The sequence below is a fragment of the Bradyrhizobium sp. McL0616 genome, assembly GCF_049993385.1.
Classification (GTDB): domain Bacteria; phylum Pseudomonadota; class Alphaproteobacteria; order Rhizobiales; family Xanthobacteraceae; genus Bradyrhizobium.
The window spans coordinates 5,752,564-5,775,076 of record NZ_CP188255.1 but is presented as its reverse complement, the minus strand read 5'-3'; the positions used below and the strand labels follow the sequence as shown (position 1 = coordinate 5,775,076).

General features: G+C 63.1%; 26 protein-coding genes. 15 read left to right on the top strand and 11 right to left on the bottom strand.

Annotated elements, in window-relative coordinates:
- Positions 1 to 2 precede the first annotated feature (2 nt).
- The 15 genes from ACPPVR_RS28135 (at position 3) to dhaK (ending at position 11,897) form a co-directional block, all read left to right on the top strand.
- On the top strand, positions 3 to 566 hold the full coding sequence (locus ACPPVR_RS28135) for a cyclic nucleotide-binding domain-containing protein (protein ID WP_426609816.1): 564 nt from the start codon (positions 3 to 5) through the stop codon (positions 564 to 566).
- Between the two features lie 200 nt (positions 567 to 766).
- On the top strand, positions 767 to 940 hold the full coding sequence (locus ACPPVR_RS28130) for a hypothetical protein (protein ID WP_426609815.1): 174 nt from the start codon (positions 767 to 769) through the stop codon (positions 938 to 940).
- Between the two features lie 44 nt (positions 941 to 984).
- Positions 985 to 1,188: a hypothetical protein gene (locus tag ACPPVR_RS28125; RefSeq protein WP_426609814.1), complete on the top strand. Its 204-nt coding sequence runs from the start codon at positions 985 to 987 to the stop codon at positions 1,186 to 1,188.
- Positions 1,189 to 1,853: 665 nt separating this feature from the next.
- Positions 1,854 to 3,200: an ABC transporter substrate-binding protein gene (locus ACPPVR_RS28120; RefSeq protein ID WP_426609813.1), complete on the top strand. Its 1,347-nt coding sequence runs from the start codon at positions 1,854 to 1,856 to the stop codon at positions 3,198 to 3,200.
- Positions 3,201 to 3,302: 102 nt separating this feature from the next.
- Positions 3,303 to 4,262: a carbohydrate ABC transporter permease gene (locus ACPPVR_RS28115; RefSeq protein WP_426609812.1), complete on the top strand. Its 960-nt coding sequence runs from the start codon at positions 3,303 to 3,305 to the stop codon at positions 4,260 to 4,262.
- Complete coding sequence (locus tag ACPPVR_RS28110) at positions 4,259 to 5,212, top strand: carbohydrate ABC transporter permease (protein ID WP_426609811.1); 954 nt, start codon at positions 4,259 to 4,261, stop codon at positions 5,210 to 5,212. The genes ACPPVR_RS28115 and ACPPVR_RS28110 overlap by 4 nt, the downstream gene beginning before the upstream one ends.
- A gap of 20 nt (positions 5,213 to 5,232) precedes the next feature.
- Positions 5,233 to 5,421: a hypothetical protein gene (locus ACPPVR_RS28105; protein WP_426609810.1), complete on the top strand. Its 189-nt coding sequence runs from the start codon at positions 5,233 to 5,235 to the stop codon at positions 5,419 to 5,421.
- Between the two features lie 6 nt (positions 5,422 to 5,427).
- Positions 5,428 to 6,525 carry an ABC transporter ATP-binding protein gene (locus ACPPVR_RS28100; protein ID WP_426609809.1) on the top strand — a complete coding sequence of 366 codons (1,098 nt, stop codon included), beginning with the start codon at positions 5,428 to 5,430 and terminating at the stop codon, positions 6,523 to 6,525.
- A complete protein-coding gene (locus ACPPVR_RS28095) occupies positions 6,518 to 7,525 on the top strand; it encodes an ABC transporter ATP-binding protein (protein WP_426609808.1) in 1,008 nt (335 codons plus the stop codon). The genes ACPPVR_RS28100 and ACPPVR_RS28095 overlap by 8 nt, the downstream gene beginning before the upstream one ends.
- Positions 7,522 to 8,136, top strand: a complete 615-nt coding sequence (gene dhaL / locus ACPPVR_RS28090; RefSeq protein ID WP_426609807.1) for a dihydroxyacetone kinase subunit DhaL — start codon at positions 7,522 to 7,524, stop codon at positions 8,134 to 8,136. Before ACPPVR_RS28095 ends, dhaL begins: the two co-directional genes overlap by 4 nt.
- Entirely contained in the window at positions 8,133 to 8,534 is a 402-nt protein-coding gene (dhaM, locus tag ACPPVR_RS28085; protein WP_426609806.1) for a dihydroxyacetone kinase phosphoryl donor subunit DhaM, read from the top strand. Before dhaL ends, dhaM begins: the two co-directional genes overlap by 4 nt.
- Positions 8,527 to 8,841 (top strand): HPr family phosphocarrier protein, encoded by a 315-nt coding sequence (locus tag ACPPVR_RS28080; RefSeq protein ID WP_426609805.1) that lies wholly within the window; start codon positions 8,527 to 8,529, stop codon positions 8,839 to 8,841. Before dhaM ends, ACPPVR_RS28080 begins: the two co-directional genes overlap by 8 nt.
- A gap of 68 nt (positions 8,842 to 8,909) precedes the next feature.
- Positions 8,910 to 10,445 carry a phosphoenolpyruvate--protein phosphotransferase gene (gene ptsP, locus ACPPVR_RS28075; RefSeq protein WP_426609804.1) on the top strand — a complete coding sequence of 512 codons (1,536 nt, stop codon included), beginning with the start codon at positions 8,910 to 8,912 and terminating at the stop codon, positions 10,443 to 10,445.
- Complete coding sequence (locus ACPPVR_RS28070) at positions 10,442 to 10,867, top strand: hypothetical protein (RefSeq protein WP_426609803.1); 426 nt, start codon at positions 10,442 to 10,444, stop codon at positions 10,865 to 10,867. Before ptsP ends, ACPPVR_RS28070 begins: the two co-directional genes overlap by 4 nt.
- 40 nt (positions 10,868 to 10,907) lie before the next feature.
- Positions 10,908 to 11,897 carry a dihydroxyacetone kinase subunit DhaK gene (gene dhaK, locus ACPPVR_RS28065; RefSeq protein WP_426609802.1) on the top strand — a complete coding sequence of 330 codons (990 nt, stop codon included), beginning with the start codon at positions 10,908 to 10,910 and terminating at the stop codon, positions 11,895 to 11,897.
- A gap of 228 nt (positions 11,898 to 12,125) precedes the next feature.
- On the opposite strand, the gene ACPPVR_RS28060 is transcribed toward dhaK, so the two are convergent.
- The 11 genes from ACPPVR_RS28060 to ACPPVR_RS28010 are packed head-to-tail and all read right to left on the bottom strand — an operon-like array spanning position 12,126 to position 22,509.
- Positions 12,126 to 12,752 (bottom strand): FMN-dependent NADH-azoreductase, encoded by a 627-nt coding sequence (locus ACPPVR_RS28060; RefSeq protein WP_426609801.1) that lies wholly within the window; start codon positions 12,750 to 12,752, stop codon positions 12,126 to 12,128.
- Between the two features lie 3 nt (positions 12,753 to 12,755).
- Entirely contained in the window at positions 12,756 to 14,333 is a 1,578-nt protein-coding gene (locus ACPPVR_RS28055) for an isochorismatase family protein (protein ID WP_426609800.1), read from the bottom strand.
- Positions 14,334 to 14,354: 21 nt separating this feature from the next.
- On the bottom strand, positions 14,355 to 15,203 hold the full coding sequence (locus ACPPVR_RS28050; RefSeq protein WP_426609799.1) for an N-acyl homoserine lactonase family protein: 849 nt from the start codon (positions 15,201 to 15,203) through the stop codon (positions 14,355 to 14,357).
- 31 nt (positions 15,204 to 15,234) lie between these two features.
- Positions 15,235 to 16,119, bottom strand: coding sequence for an amidohydrolase family protein (locus tag ACPPVR_RS28045; protein WP_426609798.1), 885 nt, complete (start codon positions 16,117 to 16,119; stop codon positions 15,235 to 15,237).
- On the bottom strand, positions 16,116 to 17,237 hold the full coding sequence (locus ACPPVR_RS28040) for a vWA domain-containing protein (RefSeq protein ID WP_426609797.1): 1,122 nt from the start codon (positions 17,235 to 17,237) through the stop codon (positions 16,116 to 16,118). The genes ACPPVR_RS28045 and ACPPVR_RS28040 overlap by 4 nt, the downstream gene beginning before the upstream one ends.
- On the bottom strand, positions 17,234 to 18,115 hold the full coding sequence (locus ACPPVR_RS28035; RefSeq protein ID WP_426609796.1) for an AAA family ATPase: 882 nt from the start codon (positions 18,113 to 18,115) through the stop codon (positions 17,234 to 17,236). Before ACPPVR_RS28035 ends, ACPPVR_RS28040 begins: the two co-directional genes overlap by 4 nt.
- A 10-nt stretch (positions 18,116 to 18,125) precedes the next feature.
- Positions 18,126 to 19,148 carry a xanthine dehydrogenase family protein molybdopterin-binding subunit gene (locus ACPPVR_RS28030; RefSeq protein ID WP_426609795.1) on the bottom strand — a complete coding sequence of 341 codons (1,023 nt, stop codon included), beginning with the start codon at positions 19,146 to 19,148 and terminating at the stop codon, positions 18,126 to 18,128.
- Positions 19,149 to 20,738, bottom strand: coding sequence for a xanthine dehydrogenase family protein molybdopterin-binding subunit (locus ACPPVR_RS28025; protein ID WP_426609794.1), 1,590 nt, complete (start codon positions 20,736 to 20,738; stop codon positions 19,149 to 19,151).
- 11 nt (positions 20,739 to 20,749) lie between these two features.
- Positions 20,750 to 21,226 carry a (2Fe-2S)-binding protein gene (locus ACPPVR_RS28020; protein WP_426609793.1) on the bottom strand — a complete coding sequence of 159 codons (477 nt, stop codon included), beginning with the start codon at positions 21,224 to 21,226 and terminating at the stop codon, positions 20,750 to 20,752.
- A gap of 17 nt (positions 21,227 to 21,243) precedes the next feature.
- Complete coding sequence (locus tag ACPPVR_RS28015; protein WP_426609792.1) at positions 21,244 to 22,062, bottom strand: FAD binding domain-containing protein; 819 nt, start codon at positions 22,060 to 22,062, stop codon at positions 21,244 to 21,246.
- Positions 22,063 to 22,065: 3 nt separating this feature from the next.
- Positions 22,066 to 22,509, bottom strand: coding sequence for an SRPBCC family protein (locus tag ACPPVR_RS28010; RefSeq protein ID WP_426609791.1), 444 nt, complete (start codon positions 22,507 to 22,509; stop codon positions 22,066 to 22,068).
- Positions 22,510 to 22,513 lie beyond the last annotated feature (4 nt).

Genomic DNA, 22,513 nt, shown 5'->3' with positions numbered 1-22,513 from the left:
ATATGCGCAAGGTCCTCTTCATATTCGGCGTGCTGAACGACTCCGACATCGACTGGATGGCCCGTGCCGGCTCCCGCCGCGGCATCAGGCGGCAGGACGTCCTGATCGATGAAGGCGTGCCGATCTCGTCGATCGTCCTGCTGTTGCAGGGACGAATGGGCGTGAGCGTGTCCGGTATCGGCGAGATCGCCCAGCTCGAGGCCGGCGACTTCATCGGCGAGATGTCGCTGATCGATTCAGCGCCGCCCTCGGCCACCGTGGCTGCGAAGGCCGATTCGGTTGCGCTGTTCCTGGACAAGCAGATCCTGCTGCGCAAGCTCGCGGGAGATCACGCCTTTGCCAGTCGCTTCTATCGCGCGCTGGCCATCCTGCTGTCGGACCGGCTGCGCGCCACTGAGCGCAGGATGGCCTATGGCGAGCGGGAAGCCGGCCTCGGCGACGAGACGACGCGCTTGAAGGACGAGCTCGATCCTGCCGTGCTCGACCAGGTGTCGATCGCGGGCGAGAGATTTGACCGTCTGCTCAAGCTTGTGGAGGAGGTCGCGATGAGAGGCGCCAGATCCTGAGATCGAAGCAGGGGGCTTTCGACACGTCCCCGTGACCGACGGCGAAAATACGGCATCTGCCGTATCGCCGGCAAATCAATCCAGCGGTAGCTTTCATCGTCAAGGGCATGGCCAGAGGGTGAAAACCGGCTTCTTAAGCCCTTGAATATTCAGGAAGTGACCTCTTCGGACCGTCGCAACTTTTGAATTGGAGATTGAATATGACCAATAAGCAGGACACGAATTCGAAGCCGGAAGCGGCATCTCTCGATAGCCGCAAGGATGCCGCTCAGAACAAGGCATCCCAGATCTCGACGTCGGAAAAGGACGCCCTCAGCGACAGCTCCCTGAACGAAGTGTCCGGCGGCCGCGTGCCTCCGACCCACGGGTTCTGACGCCCGGGTCGCGGGCTTGGCATTGATCAAAGCTGGAGATGAATATGACCAATCAGCAGGACACGAACTCCACGGCGGACGCGGCATCCGGCGAGAGCCTCAAGGACGGAGCTCCAAATCAAGCCCCCCAAATCTCGACGACGACCGATGCGCTGAGCGATAGCTCACTGAACGATGTGTCAGGCGGCGCCTGGCCGTTCAACAGTACCGCGCGTGCCAGCTACGGCAGCGAAGGCCCGGGGGGCTAGCCGAAAAAAGGACCCGAGCCAACGATGGCTTGAGTAGTGACGGCCAACCATCAGTCTTGATGAAAGTGGAGATTGAAGATGAGCAATACGCAAGACGCGAATAAGCAAGGCGAAGCTGAGGGCCTCGAGGTCGCCGCTCAGAACACGGCACCCCAGGTCTCGCCGACGGCTGATGCACTCAGCGACAGCTCGTTGGACGATGTAGCAGGGGGCGGGTGGCCGTACGCAACTACGAAGTCCGCTCAGGTCACCCCGACCATCTGACCTTGGCGCGACGGCGGGATCAGATTTAGATATTGCCGAACCTTTGCGATGACCGATGGTCCAGCGGGCCATCGGTCATTTCCGTTTGCAGCCGTTCTTGAATCGGCTCGAAATCATCGCGCAAAAGAGCCCTGAGCATCCGCGCAATGAAGGCAGTTCGGGAGCCGCCGGGATTGCGTGTCCCAGCTCCATTCCAGAAGCGCCCGCTTGCAATGTTTAGTATCTCGTGGTTAACTAAACAAATCGAGCTTGGCTGAATCCCTAAGAATCCAGGCAGGCGCGAGGAAACGTCCGTTTAGTCGTTCAGCCCGTGAAGGACTGTATCGCTCTGCTCGAAGCATTCGAGCGGGTTGGAGAGTCGTGCCATGTCGATGGCCGACCCCACTGGGAGGGAAAGCGTTATGAAACAGACAGCAAAGGCGCTTCTTACTACTTTCGGAGTTCTCGCCTCCGCATTCGGTGTCGGAGTGGGGACCACGCCCGCGCACGCGCAGGCCAAGACCATCACGCTGTGCTGGGCCGCGTGGGACCCTGCCAACGCGCTGGTCGAACTGTCGAAGGACTTCACCGCCAAGTCCGGCATCGGCATGAAGTTCGAATTCGTGCCGTGGACCAACTATGCCGACCGCTTCCTGAACGAACTCAATTCGCACGGCTCGCTGTGCGATCTCATCATCGGGGATTCGCAATGGATCGGGGGCGCCGCTGAGAACGGTCAGTACGTCAAGCTCAACGATTTCTTCAAGAAGGAAGGGATCAGCATGGACGATTACATGCCCGCGACAGTGGTCGGCTATTCCGAGTGGCCGAAGAATAGCCCGAATTATTGGGCGCTGCCTGCCATGGGTGACGCGGTGGGCTGGACCTATCGCAAGGACTGGTTTGCACGGCCGGAGATCCAGGCGGATTTCAAAGCTAAATACAGCCGCGATCTCGCCCCGCCGAAGACGCTTGATGAACTGCGCGACATCGCAAAATTCTTCCAGGGCCGCGAGATTGACGGCAAGAAGGTCTACGGCGCTTCGATCTATACCGAGCGAGGCTCGGAAGGCATCACCATGGGCGTTTCGAACTATCTCTATGACTACGGCTTCCAATATCAGGATCCGAAGAAGCCTTATTCAATGGACGGGTTCGTCAATTCGCCAGGCGCCGTGAAGGGGCTCGAGGCCTACAAAGAGCTCTACAAGTGCTGCACGCCGCCGGGCGCATCCAACTCCTACATGTCCGAAGGACTTGACGCGTTCAAGTCGGGGCAGGTTGCACTGCAGATGAACTTCTTCGCGTTCTTCCCGGGCCTCTACAAGGATCCGAACGTCGGTGGGGACAAGATCGGCTTCTTCAGCAACCCGGCCGGCCCCGCGACACAGGCGACGCAGCTCGGCGGGCAGGGAATCTCGGTTGTTTCCTATTCCAAGAACCAGGGCGAGGCACTGCAATATATCAAATGGTTCTCCGGCGGGGACGTGCAGAAGAAGTGGTGGGCGCTGGGCGGCTATTCCTGCGCCAAGTCCGTGTTGAATGATCCGAGCTTCCCGAGCAGCGCGCCGTTCGCCGGCGAGTTTCTGAAGTCGATGGGAATGGTGGTCGACTTCTGGGCCGAACCCTCCTACGCGCAACTTCTGCAAGCCGAACAGAAGCGCGTGCACGACTACACGGTCGCGGACAAGGGCACCGCGCAGGAAGCGCTCGATGGTCTGGTGAAGGACTGGAAGGCGATCTTCAAGGAAGAAGGCAAGAAGTTCTAGGGCAATCGCCTGGAGCGCACGCGAGCGCGCTCCAGGCTTTCCTCGGCAAAACCCGATGGCGTCGCATAGCCGACGGTCCCGACGCCAAGATTGACCATAGCCATGAACGATTTGAGTACCTCGTCGCAGATCACTTATCGGGCCGTCCCGATCCGGCCAGGCGTGATCCGTCGTATCCGCGGCCTTTCGGACCAGGCGCTCGCCTGGCTTTTCATCACACCGACGATCGTGCTGCTGCTGGCGATCAATATCTTTCCACTGGTGTGGACGATCTATCTGTCGTTCACCAACTACCGCGCCAATCGGGCGAACGCGCCGACAATATGGCTGGGGACCGATTGGTACCAATCGATCCTGACCGATCCGGATATCTGGGCGGCAATGCAGGTGACGGCGCATTTCGTGGTTTGGACCGTGTTGATCGAGACTGTGCTCGGATTCGGTCTTGCCTTCCTCATCGACAAGAAGTTCCGTGGCCATGGCTTGTGGACCACGATCATTCTGCTGCCGATGATGCTTTCACCGGCGGTCGTCGGCAATTTCTGGACCTTTCTCTATCAGCCGCAGATCGGATTGTTCAATTATGTCGTCGCTTTCTTCACGGGACGCGACGCTTCGTCGTTCCAGATGCTGGGAGACGTGACCCTCAGTCCCTGGGCCATCGTGATCGTCGATGCCTGGATGTGGACGCCCTACGTGATGCTGATTTGCCTGGCCGGGCTGCGTTCGATCCCGGACTACATCTATGAGGCAGCGGAGGTCGATCGCGCATCGAATTGGCGGCAGTTCTGGTCGATCACGCTGCCGATGGCTCTACCATTCATCATGCTCGCGGTGCTCTTTCGCGGTATCGAGAACTTCAAGATGTTCGACATGGTCAACCTCCTGACCGGGGGAGGGCCGGGCTCGACCACGGAAGTCGCCTCGATCACGCTGAAGCGCGCAGCATTCGAGAGCTGGCGAACCGGCTATTCCTCGGCCTTCGCAATCATCTTGTTCGTCACGGTATTCGGCCTCGCCAACATCTACGTCAAGGCTTTGAATCGGGTGAAAAGTCGATGAGCGCTTCAAACGCAGCCCATTCGGTTGTCGAACCGTCGACCGGCGCTCGCCGTTTCGCCGGCTTGCTCGTCATACTCTATGCCATCGTCACGATGGTTCCCCTGGTATGGATCGTGCTGACCTCGTTCAAGTCGCCCGACGATGCGATCTCCTATCCGCCGAAGGTGCTCTTCAAGCCCTCCCTTGAAGGCTATTGCAACGTCTTCACAACGCGCTCGCGTCAAACCCAAGAGTTCATCCAGACGCTGGGCCCGCCGCAGGGACTTTGTGACAACATCGCGCGCAGCCGCAACATGGTTGTCGCCGGACCGTCGAACTACGTGCCGCGCTTCATTAACTCGTTGATCATCGCCTTTGGTTCGACGGTGCTCGCCGTCGCGCTCGGCACGCTCTCGGCCTATGGCTTTTCGCGCTTCCGCGTGCCGCTGAAGGATGACCTCTTGTTCTTCATTCTGTCGACCAGAATGATGCCGCCGATCGCGGTCGCGATCCCGATCTACCTGATGTATCGGACCGTCGGGCTGTCGGATACCCGGCTCGGGATGATCCTGCTCTACACCTCGGTCAACGTCTCGCTCGCCGTCTGGCTTCTCAAGGGTTTCATCGACGAAATCCCGCGCGAATACGAAGAAGCGGCAATGATCGATGGCTATACGCGCTTTCAGGCTTTCATGAAGGTGGTCCTGCCGCAGGCGACGACGGGGATCGCGGCGACGGCGATTTTCTGCCTGATTTTTGCGTGGAACGAATACGCCTTTGCGGTGCTTCTGACCTCCGGCAACGCTCAGACCGCGCCCCCGTTCATTCCGATCATCATCGGTGAGGGCGGCCAGGATTGGCCGGCCGTCGCCGCCGGTACGACGATTTTCCTCGTGCCGATCGTCGTGTTTACGGTCCTGCTCCGCAAGCATCTCCTGCGCGGCATTACTTTTGGGGCTGTCCGCAAATGAGTCCTGATGTGAACACGTCCATGACGCGCCATAGCTTGGCGAGCAGGATTTTGCGGCGTGGTCCGCTAGAGGCTGTCGCGACGACGATCATTGCCGCGGGTGTGGTCATGCTGATGCAGCCGTTCTTTCTGACACTCTATTCCTTATCCTTCGCGGTCACTCTGTTTGGGACGGTGATGTTCACAATCGTCTCGAAGGTCAGGGAGTAGCGCTCAATGGCACAAATCAGGGTTGAAGCGCTCAACAAATCCTTTGGCGAGTTTCACGCAGTCAAGGACGCGAGCTTCACGGTGGATGACGGACAGTTCCTTTGTCTGCTGGGGCCTTCCGGCTGCGGAAAAACGACAACGTTGCGCATGATTGCAGGGCTAGAATTGCCGACGTCCGGCACCATCAGGCTCGGCGGCGACGACGTGACGATGAACCGTGCCTCTGCGCGAGATATTGCCTTCGTGTTCCAGCTATTTGCGCTCTATCCGCACATGAACGTCCGCCGCAATATCGGCTTTCCTCTCAAATGTGAGGGCATCGGGGCCGCGGAGTGCGACCAACGCGTGGTGGAGGCCGCGCGGATCCTGCGTATCTCCCATCTCCTCGATCGGTCCGTTTCGACCCTGACCGGCGGCGACCGGCAGCGCGTCGCGCTTGGGCGGGCGATTGTTCGCAAGCCGAAATGCTTCCTGATGGACGAGCCGCTCGGAGCGCTCGACACGGAGATGCGCGAGGCGATGATCCAGGAATTGCGCGCACTGCATGACCGGCTTGGTGCGACGACGGTTTACGTGACGCACGACCAGCTGGAGGCCATGGCGATGGCGGACTTGATTGCCGTGATGAACAACGGCGTGGTCGAGCAGATTGCGAGCCCGCGCGACATCTATGACCGGCCTGCGTCGCTCTTCGTCGCGGACTTCATCGGTTCGCCGTCGATGAATTTTTTGCCATTTCGCAGCGGCCTGCAGGCCGGAGCGCGAGCGATCCGGCTCGGTGATCGCGAAGTAGCGATACCGACCGCACGCGAGGCGTTGGCGGAGAGCGATCTTGTCCTTGGCGTCAGACCCGAGCATGTGCGTTTTAGCGATCGCGGCATGGTGCGAGGCGAGGTCTATGGGTCCGAATATCTCGGCACGACGCAGATTGTGACCGTGACGACGCCTTACGGTGCTCTCAAGGCCCGCTCGCCGGCCAGCATGTCCTTTCAGATCGGAGCGAATGTCGGGCTCGACTTTCGGCCTGATACGTTGTCGGTCTTCGACCAGGAGTCAGGCCGGGCGATCCGAACTGCGTTGTACGAACGAGGTGCGTATGGCTGAAGTCGAGATCAGGGCCGTTTCCAAGGCGTTTGGCAAGACGCAAGCGGCCGTCAACCTGTCCCTCACCATTGCAGACGGTGAATTCGTTGCGTTGCTCGGGCCAACGGGCGCCGGCAAGACGACGGCCCTGCGTCTCGTCGCCGGACTCGAGATACCCGATGGCGGTTCGGTCTGCATCGATGGTCGCGATGTGACCAGCGATGCGCCGGCTGATCGCGACGTCGCGTTCGTATTCCAGCAATATTCGTTGTACCCGCATCTGACCGTGTTCGAGAATATGGCCTTTGCGCTGCGTGCGCCGACCCGTCGCTTGCCGCAGGCCGAGATTCGCGCAAAGGTCGAGCAGGTTGCGCGTCTTCTCCATATCGAAACCAAGCTCCACAACAAGGCGACGCAATTGTCGGGTGGGCAGATGCAGCGCGTAGCGATTGGCCGCGCTCTGGTGCGATCGCCCTCGATCTACCTGATGGACGAGCCGCTGTCTTCGCTGGACGCCAAGCTGCGCGCCGAAATGCGCCTCGAACTCAAGCGTATTCAGATCGACCTGGGCGCGACGATCCTCTACGTCACCCACGATCAAACGGAGGCCATGACCATGGCGTCGCGCATCGGTGTGATGGAGGCTGGGCGACTCATGCAGATCGGTACACCGCGCGAGATTTACGAGAACCCGGTCAACGCCTATGTGGCCGCGCGGCTAGGCCAACCGATGATCAACCTGCTGCCGGCCGGCCTGTTTGCCGGAGTTCCATCGGGCGCCAAGACCATTGGGGCGCGTACCGAGCACCTCGCTATCACACGCAATGGTGGGGACGTGTCGGCAACCGTCATGCGGGTCGAACATCTCGGCGATCAAAGCCATCTCCACCTCGACCTCGGTGGCCAATCGGTCGTGACGTTAGCGGACCCTGAGGCGACGTTGAGCGTCGGCGAGGTGGTGTCGCTACGTCTTAACAAGCCGCTGTTCTTCGATGCGGCCGGCAGGAGGGTCGCGGCATGAGTCTCGACCGGGACACCAGGGAGAAGCTGGTGCGAGCACTTGCGGAATCGGTCATACAGCACGCCGATGAACTGACTAGGCTCGATCAGGCGATCGGTGACGGCGATCATGGGTTGAACATGAAGCGGGGTTTCGAGGCCGTACTCGCGACATTACCTGGCCTTGCGGACAGATCCTTGCCGGACATGTTGAAGTCGATCGGAATGACGCTGGTCATGAAGGTCGGCGGTGCTTCTGGGCCGCTGGTCGGCACCTTCTTCATGGAGTTGGGCAAGGGGCTTCCGGAGCAGCCAACGCGCGCAGAGTTCGTCGCGGCCACGGATATGGCGATCAATGCCGTGAAGGCGCGCGGGCGCTCGGAGGCAGGACAGAAAACCTTGCTGGACGTCCTGGTTCCCGTGCAAGCGGTATTAGCAGCGGGAGGCGATGCGCGAGCGATTGCGGTGGAAGCGGCGCAGGCGGCCGATCGCACCATGCCGATGCTCGCTATTCGTGGCCGGGCGTCTTTTCTCGGCGAACGTTCCATTGGTCACATGGACCCCGGTTCGCGCTCGGCGTCCCTGATGATCGGCGCTGCAGTCAAGATATTGGAATCCGAGGCAAGGTCATGAACAGCCCAAATCGCGGTAATGTCGGAATCGTCATCGTTTCACACTCGCCCAAGATAGCGGAAGGGGCGGCGGATATGGTGCGCCAGATGGTCGGCAACGCGGTGCCGCTCGCCTGGACAGGCGGCGATGTCGATGGAGGGCTCGGCACGAATGTTGCTGGAATCCTCGAGGCGATCGAGACGGTATGGTCGCCGGCAGGTGTGGCTGTGCTCGTCGATCTTGGCGGGGCGGAGACGAATTCCGAGATGGCGGTGGAAATGCTGGCGGAAGATCGGAGGGCGCGCGTCGTCGTCTGTAATGCGCCGGTGGTCGAAGGCGCCGTGATTGCGGCGACGGAGTCGTCGGGTGGTTCATCGCTGGCCGCGGTCAAGCGTAGCGCGGAGGAATTCTATGCATGATGCCCATGCCAGCCGGGCAGGCGAAACGTCGGTGCCGTTGACTGCTTCAGCGGTCCTCGTCAATAAGGTCGGTCTTCATGCGCGGCCATCAGTCAAGCTCACGCAGTGCGCGAAGAGGTTTGCCGCAAAGATTGAACTTGCCCTCGCCGGAGACGGCCCCTGGACCGACGCCAAAAGCCCGGTGAAAGTGATGCGTGTGAAGGCCCCGCAGGGAGCGACGTTGCATTTCCGCGTGACGGGCTCCGACGGCGAGGCCGCGCTTGCTGCCGTGCTTGCGCTTGTGCATGACGGTTTCGGCGAGGCTTGACGACGGTGGGCGAGATCCAACTCACCGGCCGCGCCGCATCGCCGGGTCTCGCGATCGGGCCGGTCACCATGCTGGCCGCCGCCGTTGCTGGACGGACGGCGAGCGGCCAGCCCGCACAGGAGGCGGCCGCATTGAAGGCGGCAATCGAAGACGCCACGGCGGAGATTGTCAAACTGATCGGCACGCTTGAAGGCGAGGTGGCGGACATCCTGGAATTCCAAGTGGCGATGCTGGAAGACGATGCGCTGACGGAGGGAGCCTATGACGCCATCTCGGCTGGTATTTCCGCTGACCATGCCTGGCGTTCGGCACTCGACGCGGAGATCACGGGCTATCGCTCCGCGGACGATGAATATTTCCGTGCTCGCGCCGCGGATCTGGTCGATATCCGCGACCGCGTGCTCGCGCGTCTGAGCGGCGCCGATGCGACCGCGAAGATTGCAGGGGGGGCGATCGTCGCCGGTGACGACATCTCGCCCTCCACCTTTCTCGCCGCCGACTGGACACGCGGTGGCGCCATCGCGCTGGCCGCCGGCTCACCTTCCTCGCACGTCGCCATGTTGGCGCGGGCGCGTGGCGCTCCCATGGTGGTCGGGCTCGGTCCGTTGTCGTGGATCGGATCGCCGCCGTCATTGGCGCTCGTCGATGGCGATGCCGGCATCGTGGTCTTCGACCCAGAGCCGGAAACGCGCCGGCTGTTCGAGCGTCGCTTGGCGGCGGCGAATGCCGCGCAAGCCGCCGCCGATGCCGGTCGCCTCGAGCCTGCTTGTACGGCCGACGGGCGGCAGATCGCGGTTCTTCTCAATGTCGCGGCACCTGAAGACCTTGCGAGCCTCGATCCCGCAATTTGCGACGGCATCGGCCTTGTGCGCACGGAATTCCTGTTCGAGACGTCTCGTGGCCTGCCGGACGAGGAAACGCAATACAGGGTCTATCGAGACATTCTCGTCTGGGCTCGAGGTAAGCCGGTGACGATCCGCACCCTTGATGCAGGTGGAGACAAGCCGATCGCCGGTTTGACAGTCGATGGTGAGAGCAATCCGTTTCTCGGCCTTCGCGGTATCCGTCTCTCGCTCGCGCGGCCTGAGGTGTTTCGTATGCAACTCCGTGCGCTTTGCCGTGCGGCTGTCCACGGGACGCTGAAAGTGATGTTGCCCATGGTTGCGGTCCCGTCGGAATTGGACCGGGCGGCCGAAATACTTGACACGGAGTTCAGGGATCTCCAGGCGAAGGGAATTGCCTGCGCCCGCCCGCCGCTCGGTATCATGGTCGAGGTTCCAGCGGCGGCGCTCCGCGCCGCGGATTTCGCTGCCGCATTCTATTCCATCGGCTCGAACGATCTGACCCAGTACACGATGGCCGCGGCGCGCGACATTGGCGCAGTCGCTGACCTCAATGATACCGGCAATCTGGCTGTGCTGGCCTTGATAGCCGGGACCGTCGAGGCCGGACAAAAGCGTGGTGTCGAGGTCTCACTCTGTGGCGACGCCGCGGCCGACACCCACCTGACGGCGGCGCTGCTCGCGACCGGATTGACAACTCTCTCGGTGTCGCCGATTGCCGTCGCACGGCTCAAGGCCGCAATCGCGAAGGTGGGGTCATGAAGGACGATGTCGGCGAGGGCACGCCTGGTGACAGAAATGTCGCGGAATACAAGGTCATCTTGCGAAGGGTGCTCGACAATCGACCCTCGGGGACACGGCTGAAGCTTGCGGCGGCGCTGGGCAAGAATCGCTCTTTCGTAACCCAGATCACCAATCCGGCGTATCTGGTGCCGATTCCGGCGAAGCATGTCGCGGTCATCTTCGAAGTCTGCCATCTGTCCAGCGCGGAGCGTTCGGCATTTCTCGAAGCGTATGGCCGCGCGCACCCCGGAAGATTGCGCGCCCCACACCGGGAAGCGCGCACTCGTATCATCTCGGTGACCGTACCTGAACTCGGCGACGACAAGAAGAATCGTGCGCTCGAACAGCTCATCGTGGATTTCGCCGCGCAGCTCGCGCGCTTTGCAGAAAGCGTCGGTTAAGCCATTGATTTGAACTTTAGACCAGACCGGGAGGACGTTCATGAAAAAGCTGATCAACAGCACAGATTCCGTACTCGAAGAAAGTCTTGACGGCCTCGCTGCGGCTCACGCGGATATCCTTGTGCTTGGCGCCGAGCGTAAATTTGTGCGCCGTCGGACGCTGAGACCGGGCAAGGTCGCGCTGATTTCGGGAGGTGGGTCGGGACATGAGCCGCTGCATGCGGGTTACGTCGGCCTCGGCATGCTCGACGCAGCTTGCCCCGGCCAGGTCTTCACCTCGCCGACACCGGACCAGATGATCGAGGCCGCCGAGGCCGTCGATACCGGCGCAGGCGTGCTGTTCATCGTCAAGAACTACGAAGGCGATGTGATGAATTTCACCATGGCTGCCGAGATGGCCGGCCGTGAGGTTGCAAGCGTGGTCACAAATGACGACGTGGCGGTCGAGAAGTCGACCTACACGACCGGTCGTCGTGGCGTCGCGGGAACGTTGATCGTGGAAAAAATGGTCGGCGCTGCAGCCGAGACCGGTATGTCCCTTGCTGCACTCAAGGCGCTCGGCGATGAAGTCAATCGGCGTACGCGCTCGATGGGCGTAGCGCTGTTGCCATGTACCGTTCCGGCAGCCGGACGACCAAATTTCACGTTGGCCGACAATGAGATGGAGATGGGCGTCGGCATTCACGGCGAGCCTGGCCGTCGCAGGGTGCCGTTGGCTTCCGCCGATGCGATTGCTGCCGAGTTGGTCGAGGCGATCCTGAAGGATCTTGTGCCAGGCAAGGGCAGTGAAGTTTTGCTTCTCGTTAATGGGTTTGGCGCGACGCCTTTGATCGAGCTCTATCTAATGGTCAATGCGGCAAAACGGATCTTGGATCGCGCCGGAGTCACGGCGACGCGTTTCCTGACCGGTTCCTACGTCACATCTCTGGACATGGCCGGCGTCTCGATCACGGTATCTGTGCTCGATAGCAGCGCGACGAGATTGTGGGATGCCCCGGTGCAGACCGCGGCTCTGCGTTGGGGGATCTGATGATGATCGGGTCCCAGGTTCGAGCCCCGGTGCGCCCACCAAGCCCTTCATGAATTTTGCAGCCTAGCCGATCTGCGGGCAGGGGATGAACAGGCTGCGCAGGCCGTGATAGATTCCCTGCGACGGCTGCCGTACGGCACGGGCACGCCCCGCCGCGAGCATTACGGCCCTAGAGAATCACGATCGCCTATCATGCAATGCGCCGCTTGTGGGAGTGAAGACCGTAGCTCAGAACCGCTTCGCCATCTCGGCCAGGCGGCGATGCGCGGTGTCACGGGCGGCGCGGATCGGCTCAGTTGGACCTGCCGTTGGGCCGATCGGCACGAAGCGCACGTCGCTGATTCCGATGAAGCGGAGCGCTTCGCGCAAGTATGGCGTCGCCATGTCGATGCGGCCTCGGTTCATACCGGTGGCAAAGTCGCTGCCTGAGGCGAGAATGACGATGGTCGGCCGGTCCTTCAGCAGCGGAAGATAGCCCTGCGATGGCTCGAAGCGGAACGTCAGTCCGGGCTGGATGACGATGTCGAACCATTGCTTCAGCTTGTAAGGAATCCCGAAATTCCACATCGGCGTCGAGATCAGCACGCGGTCGGCCAGCGAGAAGCGCAGTGCCATCCGCTCGGCCTCGGCAAAGCTGTCACGTTGCGCATCGTTGAAGGCCTGGGCTTTCATGCGCGCATATTTGGCTTCGACGATCGGGCCGGCAAATTCCGGCAACCGCTCGCGCCAGAGATCGACAACGTCGATGTCCCACTCCGGCCGCACCTGACGAAAGCCGTCAAGAAAGATCCGCGCGCCGGCGCTCGACTCCGAGTCAGCGCGGGGCGAGCAGGTGAGGTGCAAGAGCTTTGCCACCGTTCATCCCAGCGCTTTGATGATCGCATCCGCTCGCGTGACGATCGCGACGTTCTGCATGGCAAAGTTGATCGAGGCGGAGTGCCAGTCGGCGTTCATGGTCGAGCAGCAGTCCTCCGGCACAATCATGAAATAGCCCTTGTCGGCGCCGGTGCGCGCGGTGTGCTCGACCGACATGTTGGTCCAGGCTCCGGTGTTGATGATCATGTCGCGACCGGTGGCTTTGAGGATTGTCTCCAGCCGCGTGCCTTCCCAGGCGCTCATCCGCATCTTCTCGACGACGAAATCTCCGGGCCGCGGCTCGAGGCCCGAGACGGGCGCTGCACCCCAGCTGCCGCGCACCATCGCCTTGCTGTCGACGAGACCTTCAAATAGCGGCGCGTTCAGCGTCACGCCGGGCGCGCCGGGCTCGACCACGAACCACACGTGGATGATCGTGATGCCCCGCGTCCGAGCTGTCTCGGCGAGACGGCGAACATTCTCGACCACATGCTGCTGCTTGGCGTGACCGGGCGCGCCAGAGTCCGCGAACGCGCCGCCATCCATGATGACGTCGTTCTGGAGATCCTGGATGATCATGGCGCAGCGGCTTGGATCGAGCCGCATCTCGCTGTCGGCGAGGATGGGGGCTGCGGCCGCGGGGCCGGCGCTGGTGGCGCCGCCGACGCCGCGCCTGCCACTCATATAGGGCTCATGGCGCGGCCCGGCCTTGGTCGGGATGGCGTAGACCGAATGCGTCGAGGTCAGGTACAGCGTGCGGAAATCCGCCCCGCCCCAGGCGAGGTTGGCGACGAGTTCAGGCACGCGAACCTTTCCGAGCAGTTCGCCGCGCGGTGAATAGACCCAGACGCCGCCGGGTGCGGTGACCCAGATATTGCCGTGCTGATCGCACTTCATGCCGTCGGGCAGGCCCGGCTCCAGCTCGGATCGAATGCCGCTTGCGAATACGCGCGCGTTCGACAGCGTTCCGTCTGAATTAACGTCGAATACGCGAATCAGCGCCTGCACGGTGTCGTTGACATAGAGCAGCTCTTCGTCGGGCGAGAAGCACAGGCCGTTCGGCTGATCAAACAGGTTTCTGTCGACAACGAGCTTCGGCTCACTACCGGGAACGACGCGATAGACGCCCTGGAAGCCGAGCTGGCGCGGCCGTTCGACGCCATAGACTGGCATGCGGCCATACCAGGGATCCGAGAAATAGATCGCACCTGACGAGTGCACGCAGACGTCGTTGGGGCTGTTGAGCTCCTGTCCGCCAAAGTGCGAGGCCAGCACCTCGCGCCGCCCGTCCGGCCGCTCACGGATCAGCGACGAGGTCGCGTGCTCGCAGACGATCAGATTGAGCTCGGCGTCGTAGGTCATACCGTTGCATTTGTTCGACGGACGCCTGACGTCCGCGACGCCGCGCCGCGCATCCCAGCGCCGCCGAACGTCGCCCGGCATGTCCGAGAACAGCAAGTAGTGATCGACCGGATGCCAGATCGGCCCTTCCGTGAAGTCAAAGCCTGTTCCGACCTGCGCGACTGGCGCGTAAGGATCGATCAGGGTCTCGAATTCGGAGCGCAAGGTGACGTGCGTCATCGGTTGATCCTTAAGATCATCTTAGGCCGGGAACCAGTTGCGCGCGGGCAGCGATTGCACGATGGGGCCGGGGACCTGGTCATGCAGCCGGCCCACGACGTTGCCGCCCTCGATCTTGGCGGGGCGGTCGTGCACCGGCAGCAGATAGCGCGAGTTGCTGAGCAGCTTCTTGATCGAGGCCTTCTCCGCGCGTTTGGAAGTGCCGTGATTGCCGGTGGTGCGCGGCTCCCAATCGTGGATCTCGTTGAAGGGCGTCACGATCTGGTCGTTGAAGTCGTAGATGACGTCGCCGCAGATGGTGGCGATGCCGTCGGCGGTCTCGACGATGACGTTCATCGAGCCCTCGGTGTGGGCATTGGCGGCATCGCAATAGACGCCGGGCATCAGTTCGATCGGACCGGTGATCTCGAGGTCGAGGAAGCGCAGCGCGCTCTTGGTATGCAGCCGATCGATCAGGTGCTTGATGTCGGGCGCCGGATATTGCGGATGCATCAGGCCGGAGACGGAATACTCTAGCTCCTTGCGGTTGACGACGACCGTCGTATTCATCGGGAACAGATCGTCCTTGCCGGCATGATCGATGTGCAGATGGGTGTGGCAGACGAAGCGGACGTCGCCCATGCGCACGCCGTGGCGGGCAAGCTGGTTCTCGATCATGTGTTCGTGATACTGCAATCCGCGCATCCCCAGCGTCTCCATGATCTGGTTGGAGCGATAGCCGGTATCGACCACGACCGGATATTTGCCGCCGAGGATCAAAAAGCCGAGCGTGAGGACGCGGCGGGTGCGGCCGCAATCGTGGCCGAGCACCAGGAAGCTCGATTCCAGCTCGATATCGCCATAGTCCAGGATCTTGATCTCCAGCGCCATTCGTATCCCTCCCTGTTCTGTTTCTTGTCTGTTAAAGCCGGTAGACGCGCGTGGCTGTCGTCCTGAAGATCGCATCCTGCTGTTCGGCGCTCAGCGTCGCCGCCGCTGTACGAAACGCGTCGACGAGCTCGCGATACCTGGTCCACAATTTCTCGATCGGGAAATTGGAGCCGAACAGACAGCGCTCGGCGCCGAAGATCGCGACGGTGTCGGTGAGTACGGCGGCGATATGCGCGGGATCGTTGCGATGAATGAACGTGCCGAGCCCCGAGAGCTTCGAAACCACGTTTGGACAGGCCGCAAGCCGGGCCATCCCAGCACGCCAGGCCGCGCGTCCAGCAGGCGAGGGATCCTCGAGCATGCCGGCATGCTGGAGGATGAAGGTCACCTTAGGGCAGGATTCGACGAGCTGCGATGCATCCGGCATCTGCGGTGTGAATACCTGCAAATCAAACGTCCAGCCATAGTCGGCGAGGCGCGCGACGTTGCGGCAGACCATGGGATCGACGCAGAGATCGGGATTCGCCGCGAAGCGATAGAGCGGATTTTCGTGCCAGTGCAGCTGCATCCGCACCCCGCGCACCAGCGGATAGCGCTTCAGGCGGTCGAGCTGCGGACGAACGTCGTCGACAACGAAATTGGCATAGGCGACGATAGCGTGCGGCCAGCCATGCGCGTCAGCGGTCTGCTGCACCCAGGCCGTTTCATCCTCGAAGCGATCGTTGGCCCAGTTGGTCTGGACATAGACGGACCGGGTGACGCCGCTGCCCTTGAGGTCGTCGAGATATTCCTGGATGGGATAGTCGCGCCGGATCGACTCATAAGGTCCGAAGATGCGGGGCAGCATGGGGCCGATCAACCAGGGCAAGTCGGCCTGCCTCCAGATATGATGATGCCCGTCGACAATCTCCGTCACGCAACTCTCCATCGTCCCAATGCCAGCACATGCGCGACGATCGACGCGCTAGATCCGCCGTCGACGATATCGTCGACGAAGCGCTCGATGGCGATGAGCGCTTCGGTCTGCGGGCGAAAGCCCGGGCTCGTCGCGAGCGGCGTCAGCCAGCTCACGCGCCACGCCCGACGCGACAGCTTTGCCACCGCGTCGCGGAGCGCATCGACCTCGCCACGCTCCAGCCCGTCCGAGACGACGACCACGGCTGCCCCGCGCGCATAGCCGCCGAACCGGGGGACCGCCAGGAAGGCCTGCAAGGCATCTCCGATGCGGGTGCCGCCGTCCCAATCGCCGACGAGATGGGCTGCGGCGTTCAGCGCCTGCTCACGCCGGTTCAGCCGTAGCGCACGGGTGACGCGGGTGAGCCGCGTGCCGAAGGTGAAGACCTCGACATTGGGTGCGGCCTGCACCAGCGCGTGGGCGAGCTTCATGTTGTCCTCGGTGCGGCTCTTCATCGAACCGGAGACGTCGATCAGCAGCAGGAATTTTCGCGGGCGCTGGCGCCGCTTCAGGTGACAGAGCCGCAGGATCTCGCCGTCGCTGCGGATGCTGTCGCGCAAAGTGCGGCGAAGATCGGCAAACGGTCCGCGGCGGGCACGCATGCGGCGATGGCCGCGCCGCCGCGGCAGGCGCCGCGGGGCCTCGCGCGCCAGGCGTCGAAGCGCATCTGCGGTGGAAAGCTGCGCGAAACGGCGCTCGACCAGTGCCTCGGTGCGCGTCGCGGTAAGCCCCGATTCATTCGCCTCGTCGGAAAGCAACGGCTCCTCATCACCGCGGCCTTCTTCCTGAAGCCGGACGGTCTCGTCGTCTTCGCCGTCGTCAACCCGCTCGATGGCGTCGTTGCCGCGGAAGTGCAGATCGAACAGGCGGTCGAAGGTCGCGCGGCGCTCGGGCGGCGGGGCGAGGGTGGCCAGCGCCGCCTGCCTGATATCCCCGAAGTCACGCGGGCCGAGCAGCTCGATCGCGGTGAGGAACGCGGTGGTCTGCTCCGGCGCGACGGCAAAGCTGTTGGCGCGCAGCAGTGCGACGAAGGAGATGAACACGCGGGCGGCCCGCGGAAGCTGTGGCTCGTTGCTCATGCGGTCGCCTCCGCGAGCATGGCGTCCAGCCGGGGCGAGATGAAGTGCAAATCCTCTTCGTCTTTCAGCGCGACGCCAATCGAGCGCCTGAATGCGTCTGGCCAGCGCGCGCCGCCCTTGTGGAGGAGTGTCGCGGCTTCGGCCCAATCGATAGCCTCGGCGATGCCGGGGGCCTTGCCGATCGGTTCGCGCCGGAGCTTGCCGACGGCTGCGACGACGGCGCGTGCTGTGGCTTCCGCGACGCTGGAAGCTCGCAACATGATAATGCGCGCCTCCCGCTCTTCGGTGGGATAGTCGATCCAGTGGTAGACGCAGCGGCGGCGTAGGGCCTCGTGCAGGTCGCGCGTTCGGTTCGATGTCAGCACGACCACGGGCCGTTCAGCCGCGCGCACCGTGCCCCGCTCGGGGATCGAGATCTGGAAGTCGGAGAGGAATTCGAGCAGGAAGGCCTCGAACTCCTGGTCGGCGCGGTCGATTTCGTCGATCAGCAGCACGGTCGAGTCCGGTGCGCGCAGCGTGGCGAGCATCGGCCGCTCGATCAAAAAGGTCTCGCCGTAGATGTCGATGCTTTCGTCGCCGGCCTGGCGGATCGCGAGCATCTGGCGGGGATAGTTCCACTCGTAGAGCGCCGCAGAGGCGTCGATGCCCTCGTAACATTGCAGACGGATCAGCCGGCGGCCTAACACTGCGGCGACGGCTTTTGCGGCTTCCGTCTTGCCGACACCAGGCGCGCCCTCGAGCAGCAGCGGCTTGCCGAGGGCCAGGCCGAGATAGGCGGCCGTCGCAAGGCCCTCGTCGGCGAGGTAATAGGCCGCACGCAGCGCCTTCTCCAGCGCCTCCGGGCTATCGATGCCGACGATGTTGCTGCGGACCGCCATGACGAAACCTCTAGCGCCGCGCCGGCGGTCGCGCGCCGCCCTGAGCCTTGATCGCGCGCAGCACTTTTTCAGGCGTAATCGGCAGATCGTCGATGCGCACGCCGACCGCGTTGAAGATCGCATTGGCGACCGCCGGCAACACTGGATTGGCGCACATCTCACCGGGGCCCTTGGCGCCGAACGGACCATCAGGGGCAGGGCGCTCCAGCACCGCGATATCATGTGGGCAGATGTCACCGGGGCCAGGCATCAGATACTCGACGAAGTCGCGCGGGCCGTGCAGGGGCTCGGGGTAATGAGGTTCTGTCGTTTCGTAGAGCGCGTGGCTCACGCCCATCCAAGCGCCGCCGACGAGCTGCTGCTCGACCAGGCGCGGATTGAGCGCGCGGCCGAGCTCATAGGCCGAGTCCATGCGGACCATCGCGACCTCTCCGGTCTCGTCGTCGACATCGACCTCGGCGACAAGGCAGGCATGGGCATAGCATGTGGCGGGCGACATCTCGCCGGTTTCCGGATTCACTTCGGAGAGCGGGACCAGGAAGATGCCGCGGCCGGAGATGGTTTTGCCTTGCTTGAACTGCGCGGCGATCGCGACATCCTTGGTCGAGATCGAGCGGTGCGGCGCGCCCTTGACGTGGATGTTGCCGCGCCCGTCGGTCTCGAGATCGGCGGCGTTGACCTCCAGCTCCTCGGCCGCCGCCTCCATCATCACACCGCGCGCCTCGCGGGCGGCCGCCATAACGGCATTGCCGACGCGGTGGGTGCCACGCGAGGCGAACGAGCCCATGCAGTGCGGGCCGGTGTCGGAATCCGCAGTGTCGACATAGACGTCCTCGACGGGCACACCCAGCGTCTCGGCGCAGATCTGCCGCGTCACCGACTTCATGCCCTGGCCGAGGTCGATCGACGACAACGCCACCGTGAACTTGCCACTCGGGTTGGAATGCACCAGTGCCTGGCTGGGGTCGCCGCCGAGATTCATGCCGATGGGGTAGTTGATCGACGCGATACCGCGTCCGCGATGCCGGGTCATCTAGCGCCTCCTGCCGAAGACCGACGAGAAACGGGTCGCGCCATGCGCGGGTGCCGCGGGCCGCGGCGAGGGCGGCGGAGGGGCCGGTGGTGGTGGTTCGCGCGGCGGTTCGCGGGTGACGGTGGGCGGGAGCCGGTCATAGCTGGTGCGCTGCTGGGCCGGTGCCGCAGGCCGTGCCCGCGAATCCGTCGGCGTCGGCGGGATCACGGCGCGGCTGCCGCCACCATCCTTGCGCGAGGACGCGCGCTTGAACTCCTCGCGGAGCGGCCATTTTGCCTTCTCGGCCGCGACCTGCACGCATTCGATCAGCGCTGTGTTTTTGGCTTCGCGCCGGTGCGCTTTCATGTCGCCGTCGCGATAGGCGTTCAGAATCCGGAACTCCATCGGGTCCATGTTGACGAGGTGCGCCAGCTTGTCCATCTGGCACTCGATCGCAAAGTCCATCGCGGTGACGCCGAAGCCGCGCATGGCAGTTGCCGGCGTACGATTGGTGAAGACGCAATAGACGTCGCCATAAACGTTCGGAATTGTGTAGGGCCCGGGCAGATGTGCGGCGCACTTCACGGCGGCGTAGCTGGATAGGCGCGTATAGGCGCCGCTGTCGAAATAGCACCGGATCTTTCGCGCGACGACACGGCCGTCGCGCATCACGCCGTCCTTGATGTAGATGCGCTCGGCGCCGCGCGGTGGGCCGTATTGCATCTCCTCCTCGCGCCCGAATACGTAGCGCACGGGGCGCCCGGTCAGCATCGCGCCGAGGATGGCGAGCGGCTCAGTCAGCGTGTCGACCTTGCCGCCAAAGCCGCCGCCGACGGTGCCGCCGATGAAGTGGAAGGTGTTGGAGGGCACGTCCAGAATTTTTGCGCAGGTGTCGACCGAGAAGAACAGCGCCTGCGTCGAAGTGTAGACGACATAGCGGCCGTTGGTGTCGGGTGCTGCGATCGCGCCGTTGGTCTCGGTCGGCGCGTGCTCGATCGGCGACATCTGGTAGCGCTGCTCCAGCAAATGATCGGCTGTCGCCAGCGCTGCATCGGCGTCGCCAAAGCGGAGCTTCTGGTGGTCGTAGGTCTCGTGATAGGTGAAAGTGTTCTTCGGGTAGGTCTCGTTGACCACGGGCGCGCCGGGCTTGAGCGCGTCCTCGACGTCAAAAACCGCTGGCAGCGGTTCGTAATCGACCTTGACCTTTGCGGCCGCCTCAAAGGCCTCGCGCTCGCTGTCGGCGACGATGGCGACGATCGGTTCGCCCTTGTATCGGACCTTGTCGACCGCCAGCGTTGGCTCGTCGTCCTTGCCGAAATTGATCAGGCTGAGAAGCGTATTGAGATTGACTGGCACGTCGGCGCCGCGAATGATCCGGCGCACACCAGCGGAACGTTCAGCCTCCGTGGTATCGATGCGGCGAATCCTTGCATGGGCCTGCGTCGAGCGCAAGACTTTCAGATGAAGCATGCCCTGCAGCTTGTGGTCGTTGAAATAGCTAGAGGTGCCCGTGACATGCCCGAGCATGTCCTGGCGCTGGGTGCCCTTGCCAATTTCCTTCAAGTTATCGTCGCGCTCGTCGGCGAAGATGTCTTTGCGCAGTTCCAGCATGGTGACGTCCTTCAGGCGCTGGCCCGGCCGCCTGCGACGGCCAGAATGGCATTGATGATCGGCTCGTAGCCGGTGCAGCGGCAGATGTTGCCGGAAATGCCCTCGACGACCTCGTCGCGAGACGGCGACGGATTGCGATCAAGCAGGGCCTTAGCGGCCATCAGCATGCCCGGCGTGCAATAGCCGCATTGGGCGGCAAAATGGTCGGCAAAGGCGCGCTGGAGCCGATGCAGATTTGGTCCCTGCTTCATGCCGTCGAGCGTTTCGACGGAGCGACCGGTGACGGTTTCAGCCAGTGTTAGGCAGGAGAGGTGAAGCTCGCCGTCGATCAGGACGCTGCAGGTGCCGCAGCCGCCCTGACCGCAGCCGAATTTCGGCGTCATGTCGCCGATCAGCTCGCGCAGCGCGACCAGCAGATTGGTGCCGCCGTCGACGAAAATCGCGACCTCGTGGCCGTTGTGACGAAATTGCAGGGGGACCTTGGTCATGGGGCTCTATTCTCTGTTTATTCTTGGCCGGACAGCAGGCGGCGGAGATGTACGCCAACGATCTCGCGGCGATACCAGGCGCTGCCGAGCGCGTTGTCGGATGGCGATGTTCCTTCGGTCGCTGCGGATGCGGCAGCCGCGATGGTCGCGGCATCCAGCGAGCGGCCCTCGAGCGCGCGCTCGGCAGCGCGGGCGCGGATCTGCGTCGGCGCCATCGAACCCAGCGCGATGCGGGCGCCCGCGATCCGGCCGCCGCTGATCGGCAGATGCGCGGCAAGCGTGATGACCGAGCCGCCCTTCGGCTTGATGCGTGCGATCTTGCGATACCGGAACGCCTCCGCGCTCGCCGGTCGGGTGCAGGACACCGACAGCACCAAAGTCCCGGCCTGACGCTCGCGCGCTTGCAAGAATTCCTCGATCGGGACGTCGCGCGAGCCAAAGCCGCCTTGCACGGCGACGGTGGCGTCGAGCGCCAGCAGCGCGACGGTGAAATCGCCATAGGGGTTTTGGGCGAAGAGGTTGCCGCCGATGGTGCCCATGTTGCGCACCGCGGGACCGCCGATCGAACGTGCCGGGGCGTGCAGGAAGGCAAGGTCCCGTTCGGCGAGCACGCGGGCGAAGGTGACGCCGGCGCCGAGCGTAATGCGCGGGCCGGATGCGTCGACCCGGGTCAGCGCCTGGTCCTGCGCACGAACCACAGTCGAGATCGAAACGTCGCCCTCGTTCAGCGCCCGCATCACCAGCGTGCCGCCACCGAGATACCGTGCGCTGCGGTCTGAGGAGAGCGCGCCAGCCGCCTCACTGGCGCTCGCAAAAGTCTTCACTGTGACGGCCATGGCTTAAGCGGCCTCCTTCAGATGCCGGCGGATTGCGTCGAACCCGGCTTGATAAATATCGTCCGCGACCATGTGGGTGATGCGGTCCCGATCCTCGGGCCTGGTCGTGAAGCGGGACTCCCAGTGCCAGAACGTGCGGTCGCCGTCGGTGACCGGCAGCAGGCGCACATGGGCGACATAGTTGAACATAGGGATCGGGGTATCGAGCAGGCAGTAGCTGAAACTTTGCTCAAGGTCGGACAGCGCCAGCAATTGTTCGCGCAGTTCGGAGCCGTCCTGCAGCTTGAACCGCCTGACGCACCCTATCTTGTCCGAGGAGTGTGCGCGTTCGATGCTCGATGTCGCAACCGCCGGGTGCCAGCGGTCGTGCCCGTTGAAATCGCGCAGCACCGACCACGCCGCATCGGTCGGCACGTCCAGGATCGTGCTTTTGACGACATGTGGCACGCCG